General features: G+C 66.2%; 24 protein-coding genes. 10 read left to right on the top strand and 14 right to left on the bottom strand.

Features of this window, described 5'->3' with window-relative positions:
- Positions 1-67: 67 nt before the first annotated feature.
- From CLU94_RS07075 to CLU94_RS07055, 5 genes are all read left to right on the top strand, one after another.
- Positions 68-1,603: a TonB-dependent receptor domain-containing protein gene (locus CLU94_RS07075; RefSeq protein ID WP_099665127.1), complete on the top strand. Its 1,536-nt coding sequence runs from the start codon at positions 68-70 to the stop codon at positions 1,601-1,603.
- A 147-nt stretch (positions 1,604-1,750) separates the two neighbouring features.
- Positions 1,751-2,422 carry a thiol:disulfide interchange protein DsbA/DsbL gene (locus CLU94_RS07070; protein ID WP_099665126.1) on the top strand — a complete coding sequence of 224 codons (672 nt, stop codon included), beginning with the start codon at positions 1,751-1,753 and terminating at the stop codon, positions 2,420-2,422.
- A 14-nt stretch (positions 2,423-2,436) separates the two neighbouring features.
- Positions 2,437-2,661 (top strand): hypothetical protein, encoded by a 225-nt coding sequence (locus CLU94_RS07065; protein WP_099665125.1) that lies wholly within the window; start codon positions 2,437-2,439, stop codon positions 2,659-2,661.
- Positions 2,662-2,753: 92 nt separating this feature from the next.
- Positions 2,754-3,500: an SDR family oxidoreductase gene (locus CLU94_RS07060; protein WP_099665124.1), complete on the top strand. Its 747-nt coding sequence runs from the start codon at positions 2,754-2,756 to the stop codon at positions 3,498-3,500.
- Positions 3,501-3,621: 121 nt separating this feature from the next.
- Positions 3,622-4,158 carry an ester cyclase gene (locus CLU94_RS07055; protein ID WP_099665123.1) on the top strand — a complete coding sequence of 179 codons (537 nt, stop codon included), beginning with the start codon at positions 3,622-3,624 and terminating at the stop codon, positions 4,156-4,158.
- Between the two features lie 10 nt (positions 4,159-4,168).
- Here CLU94_RS07055 and CLU94_RS07050 read toward each other — a convergent pair whose 3' ends face one another.
- The 7 genes from CLU94_RS07050 to CLU94_RS28340 all read right to left on the bottom strand — a co-directional run bounded on the left by CLU94_RS07050 (position 4,169) and on the right by CLU94_RS28340 (position 10,813).
- On the bottom strand, positions 4,169-5,086 hold the full coding sequence (locus CLU94_RS07050; RefSeq protein WP_099665122.1) for a LysR substrate-binding domain-containing protein: 918 nt from the start codon (positions 5,084-5,086) through the stop codon (positions 4,169-4,171).
- The gene (locus tag CLU94_RS07045) at positions 5,083-5,988 is read right to left on the bottom strand and encodes an efflux RND transporter periplasmic adaptor subunit (RefSeq protein ID WP_099665121.1); all 906 of its coding nucleotides are present in this window, start codon (positions 5,986-5,988) and stop codon (positions 5,083-5,085) included. The genes CLU94_RS07050 and CLU94_RS07045 overlap by 4 nt, the downstream gene beginning before the upstream one ends.
- A 38-nt stretch (positions 5,989-6,026) precedes the next feature.
- Positions 6,027-6,227 (bottom strand): DUF1656 domain-containing protein, encoded by a 201-nt coding sequence (locus CLU94_RS07040; protein ID WP_070224633.1) that lies wholly within the window; start codon positions 6,225-6,227, stop codon positions 6,027-6,029.
- Positions 6,217-8,361 carry an FUSC family protein gene (locus tag CLU94_RS07035; RefSeq protein ID WP_257218709.1) on the bottom strand — a complete coding sequence of 715 codons (2,145 nt, stop codon included), beginning with the start codon at positions 8,359-8,361 and terminating at the stop codon, positions 6,217-6,219. Before CLU94_RS07035 ends, CLU94_RS07040 begins: the two co-directional genes overlap by 11 nt.
- 10 nt (positions 8,362-8,371) lie before the next feature.
- Entirely contained in the window at positions 8,372-8,878 is a 507-nt protein-coding gene (locus CLU94_RS07030; protein WP_034782299.1) for a MarR family winged helix-turn-helix transcriptional regulator, read from the bottom strand.
- 73 nt (positions 8,879-8,951) lie between these two features.
- Positions 8,952-10,364 carry an efflux transporter outer membrane subunit gene (locus CLU94_RS07025; RefSeq protein ID WP_099665120.1) on the bottom strand — a complete coding sequence of 471 codons (1,413 nt, stop codon included), beginning with the start codon at positions 10,362-10,364 and terminating at the stop codon, positions 8,952-8,954.
- A gap of 131 nt (positions 10,365-10,495) precedes the next feature.
- The gene (locus CLU94_RS28340) at positions 10,496-10,813 is read right to left on the bottom strand and encodes a DUF4148 domain-containing protein (protein ID WP_180278609.1); all 318 of its coding nucleotides are present in this window, start codon (positions 10,811-10,813) and stop codon (positions 10,496-10,498) included.
- A 284-nt stretch (positions 10,814-11,097) separates the two neighbouring features.
- Here CLU94_RS28340 and CLU94_RS07015 point away from each other — a divergent pair, with 284 nt between their 5' ends.
- The 3 genes from CLU94_RS07015 to CLU94_RS07005 all read left to right on the top strand — a co-directional run bounded on the left by CLU94_RS07015 (position 11,098) and on the right by CLU94_RS07005 (position 12,356).
- A complete protein-coding gene (locus CLU94_RS07015; protein WP_099665118.1) occupies positions 11,098-11,403 on the top strand; it encodes a hypothetical protein in 306 nt (101 codons plus the stop codon).
- 96 nt (positions 11,404-11,499) lie between these two features.
- Entirely contained in the window at positions 11,500-11,817 is a 318-nt protein-coding gene (locus CLU94_RS07010; protein WP_099665117.1) for a hypothetical protein, read from the top strand.
- Between the two features lie 74 nt (positions 11,818-11,891).
- Complete coding sequence (locus CLU94_RS07005) at positions 11,892-12,356, top strand: DUF2244 domain-containing protein (RefSeq protein ID WP_099665116.1); 465 nt, start codon at positions 11,892-11,894, stop codon at positions 12,354-12,356.
- A 13-nt stretch (positions 12,357-12,369) separates the two neighbouring features.
- On the opposite strand, the gene CLU94_RS07000 is transcribed toward CLU94_RS07005, so the two are convergent.
- On the bottom strand, positions 12,370-12,852 hold the full coding sequence (locus CLU94_RS07000; RefSeq protein ID WP_099665115.1) for a hypothetical protein: 483 nt from the start codon (positions 12,850-12,852) through the stop codon (positions 12,370-12,372).
- Positions 12,853-12,936: 84 nt separating this feature from the next.
- Entirely contained in the window at positions 12,937-13,977 is a 1,041-nt protein-coding gene (gene mgrA, locus CLU94_RS06995) for an L-glyceraldehyde 3-phosphate reductase (RefSeq protein ID WP_099665114.1), read from the bottom strand.
- 121 nt (positions 13,978-14,098) lie between these two features.
- Here mgrA and CLU94_RS06990 point away from each other — a divergent pair, with 121 nt between their 5' ends.
- A complete protein-coding gene (locus tag CLU94_RS06990; RefSeq protein ID WP_180278608.1) occupies positions 14,099-15,679 on the top strand; it encodes a CYTH and CHAD domain-containing protein in 1,581 nt (526 codons plus the stop codon).
- Positions 15,680-15,728: 49 nt separating this feature from the next.
- On the opposite strand, the gene CLU94_RS06985 is transcribed toward CLU94_RS06990, so the two are convergent.
- From CLU94_RS06985 to CLU94_RS06965, 5 genes are all read right to left on the bottom strand, one after another.
- The gene (locus CLU94_RS06985) at positions 15,729-16,604 is read right to left on the bottom strand and encodes a Kdo hydroxylase family protein (RefSeq protein ID WP_099665112.1); all 876 of its coding nucleotides are present in this window, start codon (positions 16,602-16,604) and stop codon (positions 15,729-15,731) included.
- A gap of 78 nt (positions 16,605-16,682) precedes the next feature.
- Positions 16,683-17,054, bottom strand: coding sequence for a lysozyme inhibitor LprI family protein (locus CLU94_RS06980; protein ID WP_099665111.1), 372 nt, complete (start codon positions 17,052-17,054; stop codon positions 16,683-16,685).
- A 116-nt stretch (positions 17,055-17,170) separates the two neighbouring features.
- Positions 17,171-20,143, bottom strand: a complete 2,973-nt coding sequence (locus CLU94_RS06975) for a sensor histidine kinase (RefSeq protein ID WP_099665110.1) — start codon at positions 20,141-20,143, stop codon at positions 17,171-17,173.
- Positions 20,144-20,261: 118 nt separating this feature from the next.
- Complete coding sequence (locus CLU94_RS06970) at positions 20,262-20,840, bottom strand: superoxide dismutase (protein WP_099665109.1); 579 nt, start codon at positions 20,838-20,840, stop codon at positions 20,262-20,264.
- Between the two features lie 212 nt (positions 20,841-21,052).
- A complete protein-coding gene (locus tag CLU94_RS06965) occupies positions 21,053-22,072 on the bottom strand; it encodes a LacI family DNA-binding transcriptional regulator (protein ID WP_099665108.1) in 1,020 nt (339 codons plus the stop codon).
- A gap of 421 nt (positions 22,073-22,493) precedes the next feature.
- Between CLU94_RS06965 and CLU94_RS06960 the strand changes: the two genes are divergently transcribed.
- Complete coding sequence (locus tag CLU94_RS06960; RefSeq protein WP_099665107.1) at positions 22,494-23,783, top strand: extracellular solute-binding protein; 1,290 nt, start codon at positions 22,494-22,496, stop codon at positions 23,781-23,783.
- Positions 23,784-23,785 lie beyond the last annotated feature (2 nt).

Raw genomic sequence — 23,785 nt, 5'->3', positions numbered from 1 at the left:
CGCTTTTGCCATCCCTCCGTTCCACCAGCGCGCATCCGCGCCGCGGTGACGCCTCAAGCCTGCCGCCATGATGCCTGCCCCTCCCGTCCTGACCATCGCCACGCGTGCCTTGCTGCTGTGCGCCCTGGCCATGCCGGCGTGCGCGCAGGAAGGCGTGGATGCCGGCGCGGCCGGCGTCACGCATGGCGACGTGTCCGCCGAGCTGGCGCAGGGCGGCCAGCACAGCGTGCGCGGCGCCCTGTCGCGCGAGCAGGACGGCATGACGCTCGATGTGGCCATGGACTGGCTGCGCAATGGCAATTACCGCGATGGCAGCGTGTTTCACCAGCGCGGCATCAACGGCGGCGCGGAATGGAAGGCGCGCCAGGGCCGCTTCGGCTTCAGCGCCGACCAGCTGAAGCAGGAGACCCGCTATCCCGCGCCCGAGGCGCCGTTCCTGGCCTTGCTGGCGGCCCGCCCGGAAGACCTGTACCGCTATGAGGTGCGGCGCGCCAGCGCCTTCGTGCAGCGCTATGTGGGCAGTTTCGAGCTGGGCGTGGAACTGTCGCAGCGGGAAAAGCGCGCCACGGCCCACTATGCGGGCGAGGACGGCAGCAGCGAATCGAGGTACAGCAGCCGCCGCCGGCAGCTGGCGCCCCGCCTGCGCCATTACGGCAAGGTGGGCGGCGTGGGCACGGATACGGAAGTGGGCCTGGACCTGATGCAGTGGCAGCGGCGCTCGGACCGCGATGGCGACGGGCAGCGCCGCCAGTATTCGCGCGCGCTGCTGCTGCGCGAAGAGCTGGCCTTCGGCGGCCCGTATGCGCCGCGCCTGCTGCTGGGGCTGCGGCATGAGCAGTTCCAGCTCGATCCGGCCGACCTGCCCGCCGGCGGCAGCGACTGGGAAAACCAGAATGCCTGGGATTTGCAGGGCAGCCTGCAATTGCGCCCGCAACTGAGCGTCTACGCCAAGGCCGCGCGCAGCTACCGCATCGACGACGATGGCTATACCCGCGCCGGCTACCGCCCCCTGGCGGGCCAGTTGCGGCGCGAAATGGAAGTGGGCGCCACCGTCGGCGACGCGGCGCGCAGCGCTTCCGTGCGCGTATTCAGCGAGCGCCTGAGCAACCAGATCGTTTTCGACCAAAGCCTGGGCCAGCTGGGCTTTGCGGGCAACCTCGACCCCTCGCGCCGCGACGGCATCGCCATCGAGGCCAGCATGGCGCTGGCGCGCGACTGGCGCCTCGACGGGCAACTGCGGCAAGTGCATGCGCGCTACGACGATTACGCCTATGACGGCCCGGATATCGCCCTCGTGCCGAAAACCCTGGCCAGCCTGCGCCTGTACTGGACGGGGCAGGGCGGCGCCAGTGCCGACGTGGGCGTGCAATGGCTGCGCGCGCTGCGCTATGGCCCCGATTTCGCCGGCAGCTGCCTGGCGCAGGTGCCCGCGTTTGCCACCGTGGACGGGCGCTACGCGCACAAGCTGGGCGCCTGGGAGCTGGAACTGGCCGGCAGCAACCTGGCCAACCGCCGCCATTACGGCGATGCGCCCGGCTGCCGTTCCAGCATTTACCTCAAGGATGCGCGCCAGCTGCGCGTGTCGGCGCGCTACCATTTTTGAGGCGCGGGTGCAGCGGGGCTTAAATACGGCTTAAGCTGGCGCAAACCGGGGCGATAAACATGGCTTTTTTCCGCCCGGGCCTCATCGGCCGGCGCAAAAAGTGGTAATCTCGCCCCGTTCACGACCACTTTATGATGAAGGATTATTATGCGTTTTCTGCGTTTCTTGCGTCCCCTGCTTGCCGCCGTCACCCTGGTGGCGGCCACCGGCGGCGCCATGGCGGCCGATACCGGCTTTACCACGCTCCCGACGCCAGTGCGCACGGACACGGGCAAGAAGGTGGAAGTGGTGGAGTACTTCATGTATTCCTGCCCGCATTGCTATGCGCTCGATCCGCTGATGCACGACTGGGTCAAGAAGCAGGGCGACAAGATCGCCTTCCGCCGCATCCACCTGGCCTTCAATGGCCCGAAAGATGCGCAGGCGCACGCCTACGCCACCCTGGAAGCGATGGGCCAGCTGGACCAGTTCCACGACAAGATCTTCCGCGCCATCCACGTCGAGCGCAACCGCCTGAACCGCGATGACGCCATCCTCGACCTGCTGGTGAAGAACGGCATCGACAAGGCGAAATACCTGGACATGTTCAATTCCTTCGGCGTGCAGACCAAGCTGAAACGCAATGAACAGCTGATCACCGCCAGCAAGATCGACAGCGCGCCGACCATCGTCATCGATGGCCGCTTCGTGACGTCGCCGGCGCAGCTGTCGCGTCCGGGGCAGTCCGAGCCGCAGACCCAGACAGCGACCCTGCGCGTGATGGATGAACTGGTGGCGCGCGTGCTGAAAGAGCGCGCCCCGGCGCCTGCGAAGAAGTAATACTGGAGAACGTCATGAAACAGCTGCCCTGGACCCTGTGCGCGCTGGCCCTCGCCCTCGTGGCCTGGCTGGCGATTGCCGTCGTCAGCGTGGAAAACCAGCGCAATGCGCTGGTCACCAAGGCGTGCGTGGACCCCGCGTTCAAGAACGAGGTCGACGCAAAATGCCTGGCGACCGTGCAGTCGCGCGAGCACTGGTGGCAGCACTTGACGTACGCCATGACGCACTTCAGGAACTGAAGGTCTTTGCATACAGAACCCGCCATGCGCGGGTTTTTTTTTCGTCCGCGTATGATGCAGCCACAAGCAGCCACAACAATTCAGGAGGGGCGATGAAGGAAGTGATCTTGATTACCGGTAGCAGCCGCGGCATCGGCGCGGCGACGGCCCTGCTGGCGGCGCGCCAGGGCTATGCCGTTTGCGTCAACTATGTGCGCGATGCGCAGGCGGCCGAGGCGCTGTGCGCGCGCATCGTCGCCGGCGGAGGCGAGGCCATCGCCGTGCAGGCCGACGTCAGCGACGAAGCGGACGTGCAGCGCTTGTTTGCGGAAGTCGATGCGCGCCTGGGGACCTTGACGGCGCTGGTCAACAATGTGGGCGTGCTGGAGCAGAAATGCCGGCTGGCCGACATTTCCGTGCAGCGCCTCGAACGCGTGCTGCGCACCAACGTGATCAGTTATTTCCTCTGCTGCCAGCAAGCCGTGCGGCGCATGTCGACGGCCAATGGCGGGCAGGGCGGGCGCATCGTGAACGTCTCGTCGGCCGCCGCGCGCCTCGGTTCCCCGGGCGAATACATCGACTACGCGGCCTCGAAAGGCGCCGTCGATACCTTGACCCTGGGCCTGGCGAAGGAAGTGGCGGCCGAGGGCATCCGCGTCAACGGCGTGCGCCCCGGCATCATCTACACGGACATCCACGCGTCGGGCGGTGAACCGGGACGGGTGGCGCGCCTGGCGTCCGGCGTGCCCATGCAGCGGGGCGGCCAGCCGGAAGAAATCGCCGACGCCATCCTGTACCTGCTGGGACCGGGCGCCACGTATGTGACGGGCAGCATCCTCGACGTGGCCGGCGGCCGCTAATTTTCAACTACTGCAAGCAAGTGATTCAAGCGCGGGGCCAATTATCAAATAGGGCAAGCGAGTCCAGAATGACGGGGTGCCCTATGCAGCAGGCACGCCGATCAACCCACCTGGATTCATTATGCCCGCACCTGTTCTTGCCCCCGCCATCCTGGCCCTTTCTCTGCTGGCCGCCGCGCCCGCCCAATCCGCCACGCTCCTGCCCATGCCGGCCCACCTGTCCGGCGCCGCCGCCACCGACAAGGTGGTGCTGGCCGCGCGCCGCTACGCCGCGTTCTGGCAGAGCGGCGATCCGGCCCTGGCGCGCCTGGCGCTGGCCGACGATTTCACCGACCGCAGCTTGCCCGCCGGGCGTCCGCAGGGATTGGCCGGTCCGCTGCAGGCCTCGCAAGTCTTTCATGCGGCCGTGCCGGATTTGCAGGTGGCCATCGAGGACATGCTGGTGGCGGGCGACCGTGTCACCTTGCGCCTGCATTTCACGGGCCGCTTCACGGGCGTCTTCCCCACGCCGCAGGGCCCCTTGCAGGGGCAGGGCCAGGCCATCGACTTTTACGCGTTCGATTTGTACCGGGTGAATGCGCAGGGGCGCATCAGCGACAACTGGCACCTGGAAGACAATCTGACCCTGCTGCGCCAGCTGGGCGTGCTGGCGCCCTGACCGTGGCCCGCTAGCGCTGCGCCGGCAGGGCGGCGAATTGCTGCAGCAGGAAGTCGGCCAGCAGGGCCACGCGCGGCGGCTGGAAGCGGCTGCGCCGGTACAGCAGGTTCAGGGGGACGCTGTCGGCAAAGTAATCGTCGAGCACCGTGTGCAGGCGTCCTGCGCGCAGGTCGTCGCCGATGTCGAGCAGGGATTTGTAGGCATAGCCATGGCCGGCCACGGCCCAGCGGCGGATGATTTCGCCATCGTTGCTGTGCCAGGCGCCTTGCGGGCGCAGGCTGTGGCGCTTGCCGTCTTCGCGGTAGCGCCACTCCTGCGGCGCGCCGTCGCCCGCCGTGAGCACGAGCGTCGGCAGCAGCGCCAGGTCGCGCGGCGTGGCCGGCACGCCCACCTTGGCGGCCAGCGCGGGCGCCACGCACACGACGCGCCGGCCCGGGTGCAACAGGCGCGCCACCATGTCGCTGTCGGGCAGCTCGCCGTAGCGGATGGCCAGGTCGATATCGTCCTGCACCAGCCTGGCCGTGGCGTCCGTCAGGGTCAGCGCATGGCGCACCTGCGGGTGCAGCGCGGCAAAGCGGTCGAGCATGGGCAGCAGCAGCTGGCGGCCGATGTCGGACGGCGCCGAGATGCGCACCACGCCGCGCACGGCAGCGCCGCCTGCAGGCAAGCCGTCTTCCGCCTGCGCCAGCAAGTCCAGCGCCTGCTCGCTGTAGTGGCGGTAGTGCACACCCTCTTCCGTCAGGCGCAGCTGGCGCGTGGTGCGCTCGAACAGAGTGACGCCCAGCGCCGTTTCCAGGCGCGCGATGGCGGCGCTGGCGGCGGCCGGCGACAGGCCGTGCTTGCGGCCGGCCGCGGAAAAGCTGCCCAGCGCCGCGGCGTCGAGGAACAGGGCGATTTCCGCCAGGCGCCCGGCGCCGCCGCGGCTCATGCCGGGTGCGCGGCCGCTGGCTTCGGCGCCGGTGCGGAATGCGCCGAGTGGGGCGTGATCACCACGGTGCAAGTGGTGCCGGCTACCAGCAATTGCCCCTTCGGCTGCTCGTCGATGTGGATGCGCACGGGCACGCGCTGCGCCAGGCGCACCCAGTTGAAGGTGGGATTGACGTCGGCCAGCAATTCGCGGCCCGTGGCGGCGTCGCGGTCGGTGATGCCGCGCGCGATGCTCTCGATGTGGCCATGCAGGGTGCCGCCGCTCATCAGGTTCATTTCTGCCTTGTCGTCCTGCGCCAGCATGCCCAGCTTGGTCTCTTCGAAGTAGCCGACGACGTAGTACGAGGCGCTGTCGATGACGGCCAGCTTGGCCGCGCCGACGGCGGCGAAATCGCCCTTGTGCACGTTCAGGTTCGTCACGTAGCCGCTGACGGGGGCGCGCACGGTGGTGCGCTCCAGGTTCAATTGCGCCAGCGCGCGGGCGGCCACGGCGGCCTGCACTTGCGACGAGGCCGAGCTGGCGGCAAATGCGGCGCTTTCGCGGCTTTCCGTCGAGATGATGCTGGCGTCGAGGCCTGCGCGGCGCTGGGCTTCCTTGCCGCGGCGGCCTTGCTCCGTCCTCTGCGCGGCCAGCACGGCGTCGGCTTGCGCCAGCGCGCTCGTGTAGCGTTCCTTGTCGACGACGAACAGCACGTCGCCCTTTTGCACCACCTGGTTGTCGCGCACCAGCACGTCCGTGACGGTGCCGGCCACGTCGGCGCTGATGTTGACGATGTCGGCCTTGATGCGGCCGTCGCGCGTCCACGGCGACTCCATGTAGCGGTCCCAGACGGTCTTGCCTATCCACAGGGCTGCGGCCAATAGCAGCAGGGTGATTGCATAGCGGGTCAGTTTGCTTACCATGTCGGCAGCCTTTCCTTGATTGGATTGAACAGTTTTTTTTATTTGTAAAGCGATAAGGCCAGCGCGCCGAAGATGGCGATGAAGATGCACAGTCGCGCCAGCGAGGGGTGCCACACCATGCGGTACACGCCCAGCCAGCCCAGCACGCGGTCGAGCAGGGTTTGCAGGCCTATGCTGAGGATGAACAGGGGCAGCAGGGTAGGAATCAGAATTCCGAACAGGGCGAATTCACGCGGCATGGTGGTCTCCGGCGCCAGGCGCCATGTGGTCGAGTAAAGAGGTGTAGATCGAATGCAGGTCGGCCAGCGCCGTTTGCAGGCGCGCGCTGCGCTCGGGCGTGACGCCGGCTTCGTTCTGCGCCGCGCGCACCACGGCGCCCGCCTGCAGGGTGGCCGCCAGGGCCGCCTGCAGTGCCGTGTCGCCGCGCGTGCGCAGCCAGCCGGCGATGTGGTCGACGCATTGCTGCAGCGCGTGGCGCGTGGCGCCTGGCCGGGCGGTCGCGATCAGTTCGCGCAATTCGATCACCGAGTGGCCGATTTCCAGTAGCGTCAATGCCTGGCGCACGACGGCACGCGTGGCCTCGCCAGGCGCCGGGCCGGCCGCCGCATTGAGCTGGCTGAGCAGGTCGCGCACGCGGTTGTCGAAACGGTGTTTCACGCGCCGCGCCGGCGCCGTGCACGCATGCAGCGCTTCGCGCCACAGGGCGCGGCCGATATGGTCCTTGTGGCCCATCGTGTGTTCGGGCAGCAGCACGGCAAACACGAGGGCGGCCAGCATCAGGCCGACGATCAGCGCCATGCCCGTGTTGAGGAAGGCGGCGCCGTCGACATGCATCAGATTCGTCGGCGCCATCTGCGTGATGAAGGTCGACACGCCCAGGCCCACGCCCAGCTTGGCCGGATTCGTCATCAGATACAGGCCCACGGCGAGGAATGGTGCAAAACTGAGCACCAGCATGGGGAAGCCGTCGCCGTGCACCAGCACGAAGTACACGCACACGAGCGACAGCGGCATGGCGATCAAGAAGCCCGCCAGCACTTGCCGGATCATCAGGATGGGGCGCGGCGAGGACGAGGCCAGCGCGCAGAACACGGCCGCCATCAGCATCGCCGTGCTGGCATAGGGCCAGGCGAGGAAGTAGGCGCCCAGCGCCAGCAGGGCCAGGCTGATGGCCGCACGCGCGCCGCTGGCGATCACCAGCGCGGGCGGCGTCTTCGGCGCATAGGCTTGCGGCGTGCTGATTTCCAGTGGCGTGTCGTGCGCCAGGCTGAAATACACTTCGTGAAAGCGGCTCATGTCGCGCGCGAAGCGCTCGAGCAGCTCGCACACGGTGTCGAAATCGATGCGCTGCGCATGCGCGATGGGGGCGCCGTCGATGTCCGCGCGCGCCTGACCCAGCGCCGTTTGCAGGTGCCGCTGCATGGTGTCGAGCGAGTCTTGCGACGGCGTCGTTTGCAGCGCTTCGGCGACGATGGCGTACAGGGGCGCGCAAGCCTGCATGACTTGTGTCTCGTCGTCGCGCTGCAGGCGGTCGAACAGGCGGTGGAAGGTATAGAAAGTGGTCAGCGCCGTCATGAAGGTGGCGTTGAAGGCGTGCAGCTTGCGGTTTTGCGCGCGCACGTGGCTCACTTTGCTGGTGACTTCGAACAGGGCGGCCGAGCGGCCCAGCTCCAGCGCCGCCACGTCGGCGGCAAACTGCAAATGCGTCAGTTCCACCTGCGCCGGCGTGAGTTTTTGCTGCAGCACGTCCTGGCAAAAGGCGAGGAATTTGCCGTAGCGCGCTTGCACCGTGCGCATCACCTGCGTGCCCTGGTGGCGCGGCAGCAGCACGCTGGAGACGGCCGCCGAGCAGATGATGCCCAGGCTGACCTCGGCCACGCGCGTGACGGCCAGCGCGAACACCTGCATCGGCTGCTCGATGGCGGGCAGCACGATCATGCAAGCCGTGTAGCCGGCCAGCACGTACACATACGATTGGGCGTTGCGGTGCAGGGCCGAGCCGCTCGTGCACAGTCCCACCCACAGGGCCAGGCCGGCGAACAGCAGCACGGGCTGCTGCGGGAACAGGCCGATCAGGGTCAGCGCGGCCGTGCATCCGAGCAGGGTGCCGCACAGGCGGTAAAAGCTTTTTTCCAGCACCATGCCGCTGCTGGGCAGGGCCAGGATGATGGTCGTGGTCATCGCCGTGCTGGGCGAATCGAGGCCCAGGCGGTAGGCCAGCCACAGCGCGCAGAACGAGGCGATGAGGGTCTTGCCGACGTAGATCCAGCGTTCGCCTTCCGTCGAGCGCCAGTCCTGCAGCGCCAGCGCCAGCCAGTGGGCCGCCCGGGTCAGGGGGCCGTATATAGGTTTTGTTGCTGTGGCTGGCGTCATCGATAGGCTATCAGTTCTGGTTGTTGAGATTGTTGAGGTTGCGCAACTGGCGCATGTACAGCTTGTCCAGCACTTGCAGCTCTTCGTCCGTGAAACCTTCGTACAGGGCCGAGGTTTCCTGGTACACGTCCGGCAGCGCCGTTTCGATCAGGGCGCGGCCCTTGTCCGTCAGCGAGATCATCACGGAGCGGCGGTCGCCGGGGCGCGTGCCGCGGTGGATCAGGCCGCGCGTTTCCAGGTCGTTGCACACGCGCGTCAGGTTGGCCGGCTTTTCATGGCACGCCATGCCCAGGGTGCAGGCGTTCGAGGTTTCGTCGTCCGTGCCGTACAGCACGGCCAGCACCATGTAGCTGGCATCGACCAGGTCGTGCTTTTTCAGCGCGGCATTGGTCAGATCCTTCATGCCTTTTTGAATGTGGTACGTCATGCGCAACAGGCGCATCAGTTCCATGGGGAAGCCTGGCATGCGCGTGCGGATGTTTTGCAGCCGCTTGGAGGTGGCGTCAAAAGCGGTCATGTCATATTCCTTCATGTGTGAATAAAGTTCCGATTGTATCTTGTTGGGCTAGGGCAATGCCAGGATTGCAAGCTCAGATGCCGCCTCCCAGTGCATTCATCAAGGAAACGTACAGATCGAGCTCGCGCGCCCCATTTTGCGCCTGCTGCTGTTCTTCCGCCAGCAGCGCCACTTGCGTGTTGAGCATGTTGATGGCGTCGCTCATGCCCGCCTTGTAGGCCTTTTCCGCCAGGTCGCGCGCGCGCTGCGCCGTGGCCAGCGCCTGCACGGTCAGCTGGTGCTGTTTGGCCAGCGACTGGGCCTTCGTGACGGCGTTGGCCACGTCCGACATGGCGTTGATGACGGTGGCGTTGTATTGCTCCACGGCGCCGTCGTACACGGCCGTCTGGCTGCCCAGCTGGGCGCGCAGGCGGGCGCCGGCGAAGATGGGCAGGCTCAGCGCGGGCGAGGCGCCGCGGATGTCCGAGTTGGCATCGAGAAAGTGGCTGAAGCCGAAGGCCTGGAAGCCGGCAAAGGCCACCAGGTTGACGTTCGGGTAGAACTCGGCCTTGGCGGCGTCGATGCGCTGCGCCGCCGCTTCCACGCGCCAGCGCTGGGCGGCGATGTCGGGGCGGCGGCCGATCAGGTCGGCCGGCAGAGCGGCGGGAATGGCCAGTGGCTGGTCCAGGCGCAGCACGGGCCGCGTGAGCGCCGCACCGGCCGCCGGACCCTTGCCCGACAGGGCCGCCAGCTGGTTGCGCAGCAGGGCCAGCGACTCGGCCGACTGTTCCAGCTGGCGCCGGCCGGCAGGCAAGGTGGTTTCTATTTGCGCTACATCAATATCGGTGCCGATGCCGGCTTGCTTGCGCTGGCGCGTGATGTCGAGGATGCGGGCGCGCTGCGCCAGGCTGCGTTCGATCACGTCCTGCAGCTGGAATTCATACGACAGCTGGATGTAGGTGCGCACCAGCGCCGTTTCCAGGGCCAGGCGCGCCATCTGCGATTCGGCCGAGGCCATCTGCACGTCGCCCAGGGCGGCGGACAGGGCGGCGCGGTTGCGGCCCCACAGGTCCAGGTCGTACGACGCCGTGACGGTGGCCTGGTTGCGCCAGGCGTAATTGCCGGCCAGGGGCGCCGGCGTGCTGCCGTGCTGCGAATACAGTTCGCGGTTGATGGAGATATTCGCGTCGGCTTGCGGGCGGGTCTTGTCTTCCGCCGCGCCGGCCAGCGCCTCGGCCTGGCGCACGCGCGCCTGGGCCCCGCGCAGGGTGGGGCTGTCGGCCAGCGCCTGCTCCATCAGGCGGTTCAATTGGGGGTCGTGCAAGTCTTGCCACCATTGCGTGCGCGGCCATTGTATGGCGGCGCTGGCGGCGGCATCCATGGCCTGGCTCGCCTGCAGCTTGTTGGCATCGAGCATGGCCGATTGCGGCGCGATATGGCCCATGTCGGCACAGGCGCTCAAGGCAAGGATCAGGCTGGCGGCAAGCAAACGGCGGTGCAGGGACATGCAGGGACTCCGGGAAAGATCGTGTTGGGGGTGCTGCTGACAGCTCGCCGCGGTGAGCTTCGGGAGTGGCCCGAGCGCTGCGCCGCAACTGAGGTGTGTTACTGACTGACTGAAACCGGCTGACTGGTTTCTTATTTCACGACGTGCTTGGTCGTTTGCGCGACGTCAAAGTCCGCTTCCGTTTGCGGGATCAGGCCAGCCTTGCGGGCGGCGTAGAACTCGGCCATGACTTCTTCGCGCGTCACTTTGCTGGCGGCAGTGGCCGGCGTTTTCGGGTAGTCGACTTCGCTGGTGGCGATTTCGCCGGCGTTGCGGGCACGGATGTATTCGGCCGTGACGTCAGCGCGCGTGAGTTGCTGGCTGGCAGCGGCAGGCGCGGCGCTCTGGGCGAAAGCCGACGTGGCGGCGGTGATGGCAAACAATGCTGCGATGAGTGATTTGGCTTGCATGATAAAACTCCAATATGTGCATGATGGCTGGGTGGATGGGCCGGCTCGCCACGTACCGGTCGGTTCGGCGGCATGGCGCTGGTGGGCGCCGTGCCGCCGATGAAGCAGTTTCTGGATGAGAAGATGCTTACTTGAATTAACTATAGCAATGAATAGTACATTTGTGAAGTAATTTCTGAAAATAGTTGTGCGCCGCCGCATTTCTCCTGGGAAAATGCCGTGCAGGCGTGCGCCGCTGGCCAGGCCAGCGGAGTAAGCTGATTTTTTATGAACGGGAGGCCGCCATGAGCAGTAGCACACTCGATCCGGACAATTTGCCCGTCACGCCTGACCGCGTCCTGGGCAGCGGCCATGGCAAGGGGGCGCTCGGTCCCAGCGACAGTTCCGACAGCGGCAGCGACATGCAGGGCGTGCCGGGCCAGGATGCGGAAGCGCTGGAGAACGACAGCGATGCGGCCGGCACGGGCGAGCGGGCCGGCGTGGAGCCGCGCAATACGGCGCCTGCTGGCGGCGACATCGACGTCGATCATGTGGAAAGCGTGGCGCCCGTGCAGCCGGCGCAGGGTGGTGATGGCGAATTGCCCCCATGAATTACCGCCTCTCCTGCGCCATCGGCGTAAAATGTAGGCAAGGCGGCGTGCGCGCCGCCATGGCCAGCCGGCCGGTACAGGATAGGATGTCAGAGGATGCAAACGCAGATGTCGGAAGAGAAAGAAAAAGACTTGATGTCGATGTACCGCGAGACGCGGCCGCGCGAGTTTTTTGGCGAAAAAAGTAACACCAATCACCTGGCCTGGAGTTCGCTGGTGGTCTTGCTGGCGCTGGCGTTCTGGCTCGTCGTGGCCCTGGCGGCGGCGGAAAACCAGCGTTACGCGCTGGAAACGAAGGTGTGCCAGGATCGTGTCTTCCCCGCGGAAATCGACACGTCTTGCCTGAAACAGATCAAGTCGCGCGATCACTGGTGGCAGCACGTGGGCCATGCGCTGGTGCGGATGGGCGCCTGAGCGGCGCAAGCATATCCTGAAGGACGCGCCGCTGCAGCGATGACGCCGGCGCCCTTCCTGTTGCGGGAGGCGAGATGCCACGCGATACTGCACGGGAACAGCCGCAATGGCTGTTTACGCGCCACAGTGCCTTGACGGTGCGCCAGTTGCTGCGCGCCTATGGTGTACTGTGCCTGTTTTCCACCGCCATCGCCGCCGCCTTTGCGCTGCGCGGCTACTGGTACATCCCCGTCTTTTCATTTGCCGAACTGGTCTTGGTGGCCATTTCCCTGCTGTATTACCTGCGCCATGCCCGCGACTACGAGCATCTGGCCCTGCGCGACGGCGTGCTGGTCGTCGAGCAGGTGAGCGCCGGCCGGCGCCAGCGCAGCAGCTTTCGTCCCTGGTGCACGCATATCGTCGTGCCGGAGGGGCCGCGCCAGCTGATATGCATCAGCTGCGGCAGCACGCATGTGGAGGTGGGGGCCTTTGCCACGCCGGAACGGCGGCGGCAGGTGGCGCAGGAGTTGCTGGCCTGGCTGCCGCCGCTGGAACCGTGAGGGAAGCTGGCCTTTACTTCGGGCCGTAAAACTGGAACGTTTGTACCACCAGCAAGGTGGTGGGAAAGCCGGTGAGCGTCTTGAATTCCTTCGCGCCCGTGATCTTGTAGGCGCCGGCCTGGAACGCTTCGCCTTCCTTCCAGCTGTGATCCTTCATGGCAAACTGCAGCAGGCGCTTGTCGTTGTAGCGGTAGCTGAAGATGGTGTAGGCGCCGACGCGGCTGGTGACGACGAAGCGTTCATCGCGCTCGTCGGCGATGAGCAGGATGCCCGGATAGCGGCTGATGCCCGCCTCCTCGTTCTGGATCCTGAGGATCACATCCGTAAAGCTGCATTCGGCGTCGCGGATCTTGTCGCGCTTCGTGGCGATCTGCATGACCTCGTCGTAGCTCTTGCCATGGGTAATCGACCACGACGGCGCGTCGCAATAATTGGCCGCGCCGGCGTTGGCCGCGCACAGCAGCAGGCAAAGGGTCGTGGCAGTGATGGTCTTCATGGTGTCTGGTCGCTGGCAGGGATGTTGTGAAGCCGGCAGTCTAGCGCCAGACCGCCGGCTTCACAAGCACCGGGGAGCGCGTGCTCAGACGGCCCGCGACGGACCTTCCCACAGATTGATATGGCCTTCGCGCGCCTGCACGTCGATGGCGGCCAGCTCGTCGGCCGTGAACGACAATTGCTGCAGCGCGGCCACGTTTTCGCGGATTTGCGCGCTGCTGCTGGCGCCGATCAGGGTCGAGGTGACGCGCGGATCGCGCAGCACCCAGGCCAGCGCCATCTGCGCCAGGGTTTGCCCCCGCTGCGCGGCGATCTGGTTCAGCGCGCGCACGCGGGCCAGGTTTTCCGCGCTCAGGTGTTTTTGCAGCAGCGAGCCGCCGCCGGGGCGGTTGACGCGGGCATCCTGCGGCACGCCATCGAGGTATTTGTCGCTGAGCAAGCCCTGCGCCAGCGCCGTGAACGTGATGCAGCCCATGCCTTCTTGCTGCAGGGTATCGAGCAAGCCGTCTTCCTCGATCCAGCGGTTGAGCATATTGTAGGCAGGCTGGTGGATCAGACACGGCACTTTCCACTCTTTCAGCAGGGAGGCCGCCTCGGCCGTCTTTTGCGGCGAATACGACGACAGGCCCACGTACAGCGCCTTGCCCTGCTGCACGGCGGTGGCCAGCGCGCCCATGGTTTCTTCCAGCGGCGTGTCGGCGTCGTAGCGGTGCGAGTAAAAGATGTCCACGTAGTCGAGGCCCAGGCGCTGCAAGCTCTGGTCCAGGCTGGCCAGCACGTATTTGCGCGAGCCGCCGCCCTGGCCGTACGGGCCCGGCCACATGTCCCAGCCTGCCTTGGTGGAAATGATCAGTTCATCGCGGTACGGTAAAAAATCGTCGCGCAGCAGCTTGCCGAAATTGCTTTCCGCGCTGCCATACGGCGGGCCGTAGTTGTTTGCCAGGTCGAAATGTGTGATGCCCAGGTCGAAGGCCGTGCGCAGCATGTCGCGCTGCGCGGCCAGGCTGTTGCTGTCGCCAAAATTGTGCCACAGTCCCAGGGACAACAGCGGCAGTTTCAGCCCGCTGCGCCCGCACGTGCGGTATTGCATGGTGTCGTAGCGGTTTTCGGCGGCGTGGTAGGTCATGGCATCTCCTGGTTGAATGAAGCGCCTATTTTCGCGCAAAATCAAGGTCGGTGCGCGTGCTCCTTGTATGTGGCCGGAGGCGCCTTACAATGGGCGTTCAGGAGTCTCGCAAGGAGCGGTCATGGAAATCGAATTGAAATTGTTGCTGGCGCAGCAAGATGTAGCGCGCCTGCGCGCGCACCCGTTGCTGGCGCAACAGGCGCAAGGAGAGGTGCAGCTGCTGCAGATGCACGATATCTATGTCGATACGCCCGATTTGCAGCTGTGCCGCCACCAGGCGGGCTTGCGCGTGCGCCAGGTGGACGGGCGCTGGGTGCAGACCCTGAAGGCCGGTGGCACCGTCAACAGCGGCTTGCACAGCCGCCACGAGTGGGAGGGCGAAGTTTCCGGGCCGCAACCGGACCTCGCCGCGCTGGACTCGGCCATCGGCCGCAAGCAGCCCATCCGCGCGCTGTTGCGCCAGGACGCCGTCCGCGACGCCTTGCAGCCCGTGTTTACCACGCGCATGGAGCGCACCGTATGGCAGCTGCGCACGCCGCAGGGCGACGAGATCGAATGCGTGCTGGACCAGGGTGTCATCGAAAGCGGCGCGGATGGGGCGAATGGCGCCGTCCGCAGCGTGCCCGTCAGCGAGATCGAACTGGAATTGAAGCAGGGGCAAGCGGCCAGCCTGTTCGACGTGGCGCTGGCCCTGCTGCAGGACGTGCCGCTGCAGCTGGGCCACATGAGCAAGGCGGAACGTGGCTACCGCCTCGCGGCGTCACAGCCTCTGCAGGCGGTCAAGGCGCAGCCCCTGGCGCTGGACGCGGCGATGTCGGTGGAGCAAGTGTTCCTGGCCATCGCCGGCAATTGCCTGGAGCAGGTCAGCGGCAACCAGGATGGCGTGGCGGCGGGCGAGGACGTGGAAAGCGTGCACCAGATGCGCGTGGGCCTGCGCCGTCTGCGCTCGGCGCTGGGCATGTTCAAGTCCTTGCTGGCGCTGCCCGAGGCCTTGAAGGCCGAACTCGACTGGCTGGGCGGCGCGCTGGGCGAGGCGCGCGACTGGGATGTGTTGGCTGGCAATACCCTGGCGCAGCTCGATGGCGAGGCGCAGGCGGATGCGGCGGCGCTGGCAGAGGCGGCGCACGCGCAGGCGCGCCTCAAGCATGCGCAAGCGGCCCAGGCCGTTACATCGGCGCGCTACACGGCTTGCATGCTGGGCTTGCAGCGCTGGCTGCAGGCGCGCGCCTGGCGCGACAGCTGTTCCGCGCGCCAGGTGCGGCGCCTGGACGCGCACGTCTCGCCGTTTGCCCGCGCCACCCTGCGCAAGGACCAGCGCCGCCTGGTGAAGCGCGGCAAGCGCCTGCTGCATGCCACGCCGCTGCAGCGCCACCGGGTGCGCATCGCGGCCAAGAAGACGCGCTATGCGACGGAATTTTTTGCCTCGCTGTTTGCCGCGCGCGCCGTGCAACCGTATGTGGGGCGGCTGTCGGTGCTGCAGGATGAACTGGGCTGGCTCAACGATGTGCAGGTGGCTGACCGGCTGCTGCAGCAATTGCCCGATGTTCAGACTGGCCAGGCTGACCAGTCCGCCCAGGACGGGTTGCGGCAGCACGCGGCCTTCGTGCGCGGCTACCTGGCGGCGCGCGCGCAGGCGCAGGGCAGCGATGGCCGCATGCACAAGGCCTGGCGGCGCTTCAAGGCGGCCCGTTTGCCGGCCTGAGCCCGGTTTGCCTGAGCCTGGCTTTGCCGGGGCGTAGTGCCTGGCCAGGCTAGGCCAGCGGGCGTTGCAACTGGCGCTCGAGGATGGCCAGCGGCGACTTGTCGGGGGCGGCCATGGCGCGCACGGGCAGCAGCCAGGTTTGCTCCAGCGCATGCTGTCCCCGCAGGGCCGCGTGCGATACGGCGTCGCTGAAGACGATCCACGTCTGGCCCGGCGCGAAGGCATGCGTGTGCTGTTCCACCTGCGCCTGGTAGGCCAGGTCAGCCTTCATTGCGTCGTGCAGCTGCAGCATGTAGTGATCGTAGGCCGTGCGCCGCGACTTGGTGACGTGCAGCCATTGCAGCAGGGTCGCCAGCACGGGTTGCGGACGCTGCGCGACGGGTAAAAAATGCTGCGCCACCTGCTCGAAGGGCGGGCCCAGTTTCCACACGCGGGGCGCGTCGCGCGGGTGGATGTTGGTGAAGACGCGCAGGATACGCCGGCCCTGCGTGGGCGAGGAGGGGAAACTGTCGATATGCAGGCGCGTATCGTCCTTGCGCCAGGACGTTACCCTGCCGGCGATTTCCACGGGGCGAAAGCTGCCCTTGCCTTGCTGCAGATGCGCCTGGTAGCTGGGCAGCAGGCCGGCCAGCAGGCTGCGCGTGTGCCGTGCATAACGCTGCATCAGCGCCGCCAGCAGGGCCGCATCGCAGGCGTCGCCCTGGCCGCGCACGCCGCGTACCGGTTCCCAGCTGATGTTCTTGGCGCCGCTGGCACTACCCGCCGCGCCGTTCAGCAGCCCATGCTCTTCCGGGTGCAGGGCGAAACCCAGGCGGGGCAGCAGCAGTACTTGCCCGTCTTCGAGGGCTTGCAGCGCCGCCGCCTGCTGCGTGGCGCTGCCGCTGGCGTCCCATTGATCCAGGGAAATATCGATGAGTTTGCTCATGGCATAAACGGAAAGACCTCCGAGTGGCCAGTATGGGGGATTACCGCCCGCTCGCGTTTGCGCTGGCGCAGCTTCAGCTCACAGTTTGCTGTTCTGGCAGCCGGCGCTCACGCATTCGCGCACGCGGTCCTGCAAAAATTGCGCGCGTTCGATGGTGGTCTGGGTGGCGCAATCGAGGTTCACATAGAAGCCCGAGGATTCGCGTTTCGAGCAATTCTGGTTGCGTGCGCTGATCCACGCCAGCTGGCCCGCTTTCAGCTTTTGCTTGCCGCCGGCGTCGAGCTGTGCTGCGAGTTTCTTGTAGTTGGCGTTGAGTTCCTGGTCCGCTTCCTGGTACACCTTGTTGAGGCAATACAGGCCGTCGAAGTCGTTGCGCGGCGTGTCGCAGGCCGAGTTGGCGAAGGCGGAAGCGGAGGCGCAGAGCAGCAGGGCGAGCAGGCATTTTTTCATGGAGTGCTTTCAGGAAGTGGTGTGGCGGGATAGGCGAGCCAGGCAGCGCTCTTGCGTATCGTATAACATTTTTCATCGAGGCCGCAGACGCTTGCCCGTCCGCCGGCGCCGTGCCGTCAATAGGCCAGGCGGCCCGGCACGCTCACTTCGACCTGCGTGCCGGCGCCGGGGCGGCTGTCGATGCGCAGGCTGGCATCGATGGCGGCGGCGCGCTCGCGCATGCCGACCAGGCCCCAGTGGCCGGGCCGCTGGCCCGTTTGCGCCACGGCGTCATCGAGGCCGCAGCCGTCGTCGCGCACGCGCAGGGTGAAGGCCTGCTCCGCATAGTCGAGTTCCAGCACGATGTTTGCCGCCTCGGCATAGCGCGAGGCGTTGAACAGCGCTTCGCGCGCGATGGCGTAGATTTCGTCATGCACGCGCGGCTGCAGGCGCCGGCAGATGCCGCTGACATGCACCGTGAAGGCGTGCGCGCGGTGTTCGGCCAGGCCCTTGCCGAATTGCTGCAGCGCCAGCCGCAGTTCGTCGGGTTCGGCCGAGGCGCGCAAGTCCATGATCTGGTCGCGGCCTTCGATCAGCAACTGGTCGGCCAGGTTGAGCGTGCCATCGAGGCGCGCCCGTTCGCGCGTGCCCTTGGGCAGCATGTCCGCATGCGCATGGAACGACAGGATCAGGCCCTGCACGCTTTGCAGCAGGGTGTCGTGCAGCGAACGGGCGATGCGCGAGCGTTCGGCCAGGCGCTCCTGCAAGCGTTCCTGCAGCCGTTCCTGCATATTGCGCGTCAGGTGGCGGATGCGCAGCACATAGCCGCCATACAGCAGCAGCGCGGCGCCCAGCGCCAGCAGCAGCGCGAACCACGGCGTTTGCACGAAGGCGGGCGCGATGACGATGTCGAGCCCTGTCCCCTGCGTGTTCCACACGCCGTCTTCGTTGGCGGCCGTGACGTCGAAGCGGTAGCTGCCGGGCGCCAGGTTGGTGTAGTACGCTTCGCGGCGACCCACCGCCTCCTGCCAGCCGGCGTCCACGCCCGCCAGCCGGTAGCGCAGGCGCACGCGTTCCGGCATCGACAGGCTCAGGGCCGTGAAGCCGATCTGCAGGTTCCGGCTGCCCTGCGGCAGGTGCAGCGGCTTGCCGTCGTCCAGCGTGTAACGCACGCCATCGGCCAGCAAGCTGTGGATTTGCACGGGCGGCGGCAGGCGATTGCGGCGGATATGCAGCGGGTCGAGCATGGCGATGGTGGCCGAGGTGGAGAACCACAGCTTGCCATCGGGCGCATGGATCAGCGACGGCACGGGGCGCAGCTGCGAGGCATGGCCCTGCAAGCCGTCGAGCGCGTCGAAGCGTTCCGAGACGACGGCGCTGCCGTCGCGCATCCACGCGGCCAGGCTGGCCGCGGCGATATGCTCGATGCCGTCCGCGCCATGCAGCCACAGGTCGCCGTCCGGCAGGCGCACGATGCCCGACACGCCGCGAAACGCTGCGCCGCGCGCGCCGCGCAGCATCTGGAAGCGTCCGGCGCGGTACAGGGCCACGCCGTTTTCGCCGCCGGCCCACATCATGTCGCCATCGCGGTACAGCTGCAGCACAGTGCCCACCTGCAGGCCGTCGGGCGCGCCGAGCCGCCTGACGGCGCCTGTGCGCTGGCCGTCGGCCACCAGGCTGACTGTATTGTCGGCATGGCCCAGCCAGACGGTGCCGGCGCCATCGATCGCCATGGCCGTGGTCAGCACCGCCGGCAGGCCGGACAGGCCGCCATTGGCGATCCATTTCCCTTCGCTCAGGCGAAACAGGCCGCCGCCGGAAAACGAGGCCCACAGGGCGCCGGAGCGGTCTTGCTGCAGCGCCTGCGGATCGAGTCCCAGCACGGGCGGCACCACGCGCGTCATGGCGCCATTGCGCGCGCGGTGGTGCAGTTCCTGCTCGTTGCCCAGCCACAGCGTGCCGTCGGGCGCCCAGTGGCTGGCCGCCAGCGCTCCTTTCAATTCCACCTTTTTCACCCCGTCGGCGGTAAAGCTGCGCACGTCGCCCACATAGTCGCCGATCCACACGTCGCCATCGGGGCCTGGCAGCATGCCGGGATGGTCGAAGGGCACGGCGACGGGCAGGGTCTGCAGGCGGTTCGGCCGCAGCCGGTCCAGGCCCGTCGACGTGCCGAACCACAGATTGCCTTCGCGGTCCTGGAACGACGATTGCGGCAGCGGGCCGCTGATGCCGTTCTGGCGCGTCAGGCGCTGGGCCGGCAGGCTGGGGCCGGAAGGGTTGAACTTGCGCTCAAGGCCATCGGGCTGCATCAGCCACATGGTGCCGGCGCGGTCGAAGCGGATGCCGTTGCCCGTGGCGTCGGGACGGATGGGCGCATCGCCGTGCGGCGCGCTGGTGCGCACGCGGTAGTAATTGCTCTGGTTGTCGACGGCCCAGATGGCGCCATCGGGTGCTTCATCCATACTGGTGAGCATGGTGCGCGGCCAGGCATGGGAAAAGCGCGCCTGGCCCGGCTTGCGGAAGAACACGCCATGCATGGTCCCCATCCACTGCGTGCCATCGCGCCCGAACAGGATCTGGTACACGCGCTTGTCGGGCAGGCCCACGTTGGCGGCTTGCGCTTCGAAGCGGTCCGCGCCCGGCGCCAGGCGCGCCGCGCCATCGCGCGTGCCGACCCAGATGCTGCCGTCGGGCGCTGCCTCGATGTGAAATACGGCGCCCGTGGGCAAGCCATCGGCTTCGCCATAGGTGCGCGCGCCATCCCGGCGAAAGACGCTGACGCCGCCCAAGCGGTAGCCGACCCACACGGCGCCGTCCGGCGGCGTGGCCAGGCCCAGCACATTGCTCGACGGCAGACGGTGGCCGTACACGCCGTCGACGCGGTCGAAGCGCACGCCATCGTAGCGGTACAAGCCGGTGGCCGTGGCGATCCACAGCCAGCCATCCTGGCCCTGGGCGAATTTCAGCACGTCGACGGGCGCGCCTTGCAGGGCGCCCCAGGCGTTATGCGTGTAGTCGGACAGCAGGGGCGATGGGGCTGCAGCGTATGCGTGCAGGTGCAGCGCCAGCAGGGGCAAAATCGACAGGCGGCGCAGCAGGCGAGCGGACATCGGGGCAGGGTGGGGTGGGAAGATGCTGATTGTAGCGCAGCGCCTCGCCTTTCAGCAGGCAAAAAAAAGCCCGCGCGGGGCGGCGCAGGCTTTTTCTCCTTACGTTGACAGGAACTGCTTACGCGAAGTTCTTGGCAACGAAGTCCCAGTTGACCAGGCCCCAGAACGTTTCCACGTACTTGGCGCGCAGGTTGCGGTAGTCGATGTAGTAGGCGTGTTCCCAGACGTCGCAGGTCAGCAGCGGCTTGTCGCCGGTGGTCAGCGGGCAGCCGGCGTTCGAGGTGTTGACGATGTCGACGGAGCCGTCGGCTTTTTGCACCAGCCAGGTCCAGCCCGAACCGAAGTTGCCCACGCACGACTTGGTGAATTCTTCCTTGAACTTGTCGAACGACGACCATTTTGCGTTGATCGCGTCAGCCACGGCACCCGCAGGCGCACCGCCGCCGGCCGGCTTCATGCCGTTCCAGTAGAAGGTGTGGTTCCATACTTGCGCTGCATTGTTGAAGATGCCGCCCGACGATTTCTTGATGATGTCTTCCAGCGACAGGTTCTCGAACTCGGTACCCTTGATCAGGTTGTTCAAGTTGGTGACATACGCCTGGTGATGCTTGGCATAGTGGTATTCCAGGGTTTCTTTCGAAATATGCGGCGCCAGAGCGTCCATTTCATACGGCAGTGGTGGCAGAGTATGTTCCATGTGATGTCCCTTTGTGGTGAGTGTTCGGAGTCTTCCAGCCTGCGGCCGGAGGGTTGAGCCAAGCTTGCTTGAAGCAGGCATTCTTGCTGAACGAGCCACTATTGTAAAGCGGATGCGCCATTGCTGCAGATTCCCGCATGCGTTGCGGATACTGGTAGCGTATTGATTCTCGTTCAGCCTGAATCGGGCGGAAAAGTTCCCAGCCGCAAGCCTCAGCGGATGCGGCGGGTGGTTTCCCTGACGATCAGTTCCAAAGGCGGAATGGCCGCCTGCACGGCTTCGCCATTGATCAGCCCCAGCAGCGCTTCGGTGGCGATGCGGCCGATGTCGTACAGGGGCTGGTGGATGGTCGTCAGCGGCGGCGTGGTGTAGGACGAGCCGGGCAAGTCATCGAAGCCGACGAGCGAGATATCGTCGGGCACGCGGATGCCCTTGCGGTACAGGCACAGGCGCACGCCGTAGGCGGACAGGTCGTTGGCGGCGAAGACGGCGCTGAATTGCTGCTGCGTATCGAACAAATGGTTCATGGCCAGCATGCCGCTTGCTTCGTGGAAATCACCTTCCACCATCAGCTTCGGGTCAATGGGTATGTCCGCTTCGCGCAGTGCGCGCTGGTAGCCCGTCAGGCGCTCGGCCGCATCCGTGTTGTTGGCGGGGCCGGCCACGAAGGCGATGCGGCGGTGGCCCAGTTCCACTAGGTGGCGCACGGCCAGGTAGGCGCCGTATTCGTTGTCGAGCTTGAAGCCGATGGCGCTTTTCGTGGCCAGCAGGCGGCCCGTCGAGACGATGGGCCGCTGCTGCGAGAAATCGAGCACGCTCTCGTCCGAAATACGCCCCGACAGCAAGATGATGCCGTCGACCTTGCGCGCCAGCAGCAGGCGGATGCGGTCGGCTTCTTCCTGCGCATTCCAGTGCCCGCTGACGATGACGGACGCGTAGCCCGTGTCTTTCAAGCCGTCGTCCACGCCGCGCAGGCTTTCGTCGAAGAAGGGACTGGAAATATCCTGCACCACGATGCCGATGGTCATCGAACGGCCTTTCTTCAAGCCCTGCGCCATCTGGTTGGGCGCGAATTTCATCTGCGCAATCGCCGCCAGCACGGCGTCGCGCTTGTCGTCGGAGACCCTGGCCGTGCCGTTCAGGATGCGCGAGACGGTGCTGGGCGACACGCCGGCCTGGCGGGCCACGTCGAGCAGGGTGGAAGGGGGAGCAGCGTGGGCGCTATCGTTCAAGGTGATTCCTGGGTATCAAGATGGCTGGTTGTCAGTGCTCTGAAAACCTTTTCATCGAAAGATTACCATAAATGGCCATAGCTGATAGCGCAGCGGGTCGGGCGCAGCGCGGCTTGGCCAGCAGGGCGCAAGCCGACAGATTCTGGGCCGTGCACGTCGGATGATGCCGGCGCTACCTGGGCGGGCCTGCTGATAGTACATTGCTTGAAAACGTTTTCACAAAAAACAACAGCTGCCCCGGCAGCCCGTATTTTCGCCTCTGTCATAGGGGAACACGCGCCGCGGCAAGCCGCTTGCCACGCTTCCCTCAATAAAAATGACAACTTTTTCGGTTGACTTGATTTTCTTTGCGGTGTTAAATGGACACATGTTGTGAAAACGTTTTCAAGATAGAAGACGCTCAATAATCGGAGATGAAATAATGAAGTCAAGCATCCTTGGCGCCGCCCCGCTGGCAGCGCTGACCCTGGCCTGTGGCGTGGCCGCCGCGCCCGCAGTCGTCCCGCCGGCGGCGCCGTTGCCCACGCTGGCCCCCGCCACGATCACCGTCGCCTCGTTCCCCGACCTGGATCGCGCCGTCAAGACGGCCTTGCCCCTGTGGGAAAAACTGTACCCGCAAGTGAAGGTCAAGTTGGTCAGCCTGCAGATCGACGACCACCATAACTCGATGACGACGGCGCTGGCGGCCGGTGCGCGCCTGCCCGACGTGATGGCCATCGACTTCCGCTACGTCGGCAGCTTCGCCGAATCGAAGGGCATGGAAGATTTGCTGCAAGCCCCATACGGGGCAGGGCAGTACCGCGCCCAGTTCGTGCCGTTCACCTTCGTGCAGGCCACCAGTTCGCGCGGCACCCTGGGCGCCATGCCGGCCGACCTGGGACCGGGCACCTTGTTCTACCGCAAGGACCTGATGGACAAGGCGGGCATCAAGGAAGCCGACCTGACGCAATCGTGGGAATCGTACATCGCCGCCGGCAAGAAGCTCAAGGCCGCCACCGGCACCTACCTGCTGGCCGGCGCCAGCGACCTGGCCGACATCGTCATCCGCGCCAATTTGAAAGATGGCGAAGGCATTTACTTTGGCGACAAGGGCCAGGTGCTGGTCGATTCGCCCCGCTTCGTGAAGGCCTTCGAGCTGGCCAAGGCGGCGCGGGTAGCCGGCATCGATGCGCGCACCGTGGCCTGGACTGGCGAGTGGGCCGAAGGTTTCAAACGCGACAAGGTGGCCAGCCAGATGATGGGTTCCTGGCTCAGCGGCCACCTGGCCAAGTGGCTGGCGCCCGATTCGAAAGGCCAGTGGCGCGCGGCGAACCTGCCGGCCGGTGCGCTGGCGTCGTACGGCGGCTCCTTCTACGGCATCCCGAAAAAGGCGACGAACAAAGCCCAGGCCTGGGAATTCATCAAGTTCATGACCGTCAACAAGGATATCCAGCTGCACTCGCTGAAGGAGATCGGTGCCTTCCCGGCCCTGAAGGCAGCCTATGCGGACCCCATGATGGACGAGCCGCAGCCGTACTTCGGCGGCCAGAAGACGCGCTTGCTGGCGCGCGACACGGCGGCGAAGATCCCCGTCATCCGCGTCGACAAGTTCGACGCCGTGGCGCGCGACATCGTCAACATGGAACTGGAAAGCGTGCTGGCGCAAAACAAGGATATCAAGACGGCGCTGGCCGACGCCAAGGCCCTGATCACCCACCGCGCGCGGCGCTAGGA

The organism is Janthinobacterium sp. 13 (genome assembly GCF_002749695.1).
In the GTDB taxonomy this organism is placed as follows: domain Bacteria; phylum Pseudomonadota; class Gammaproteobacteria; order Burkholderiales; family Burkholderiaceae_D; genus Janthinobacterium; species Janthinobacterium kumbetense.
This window is presented reverse-complemented; position numbering and strand designations above follow the sequence as displayed.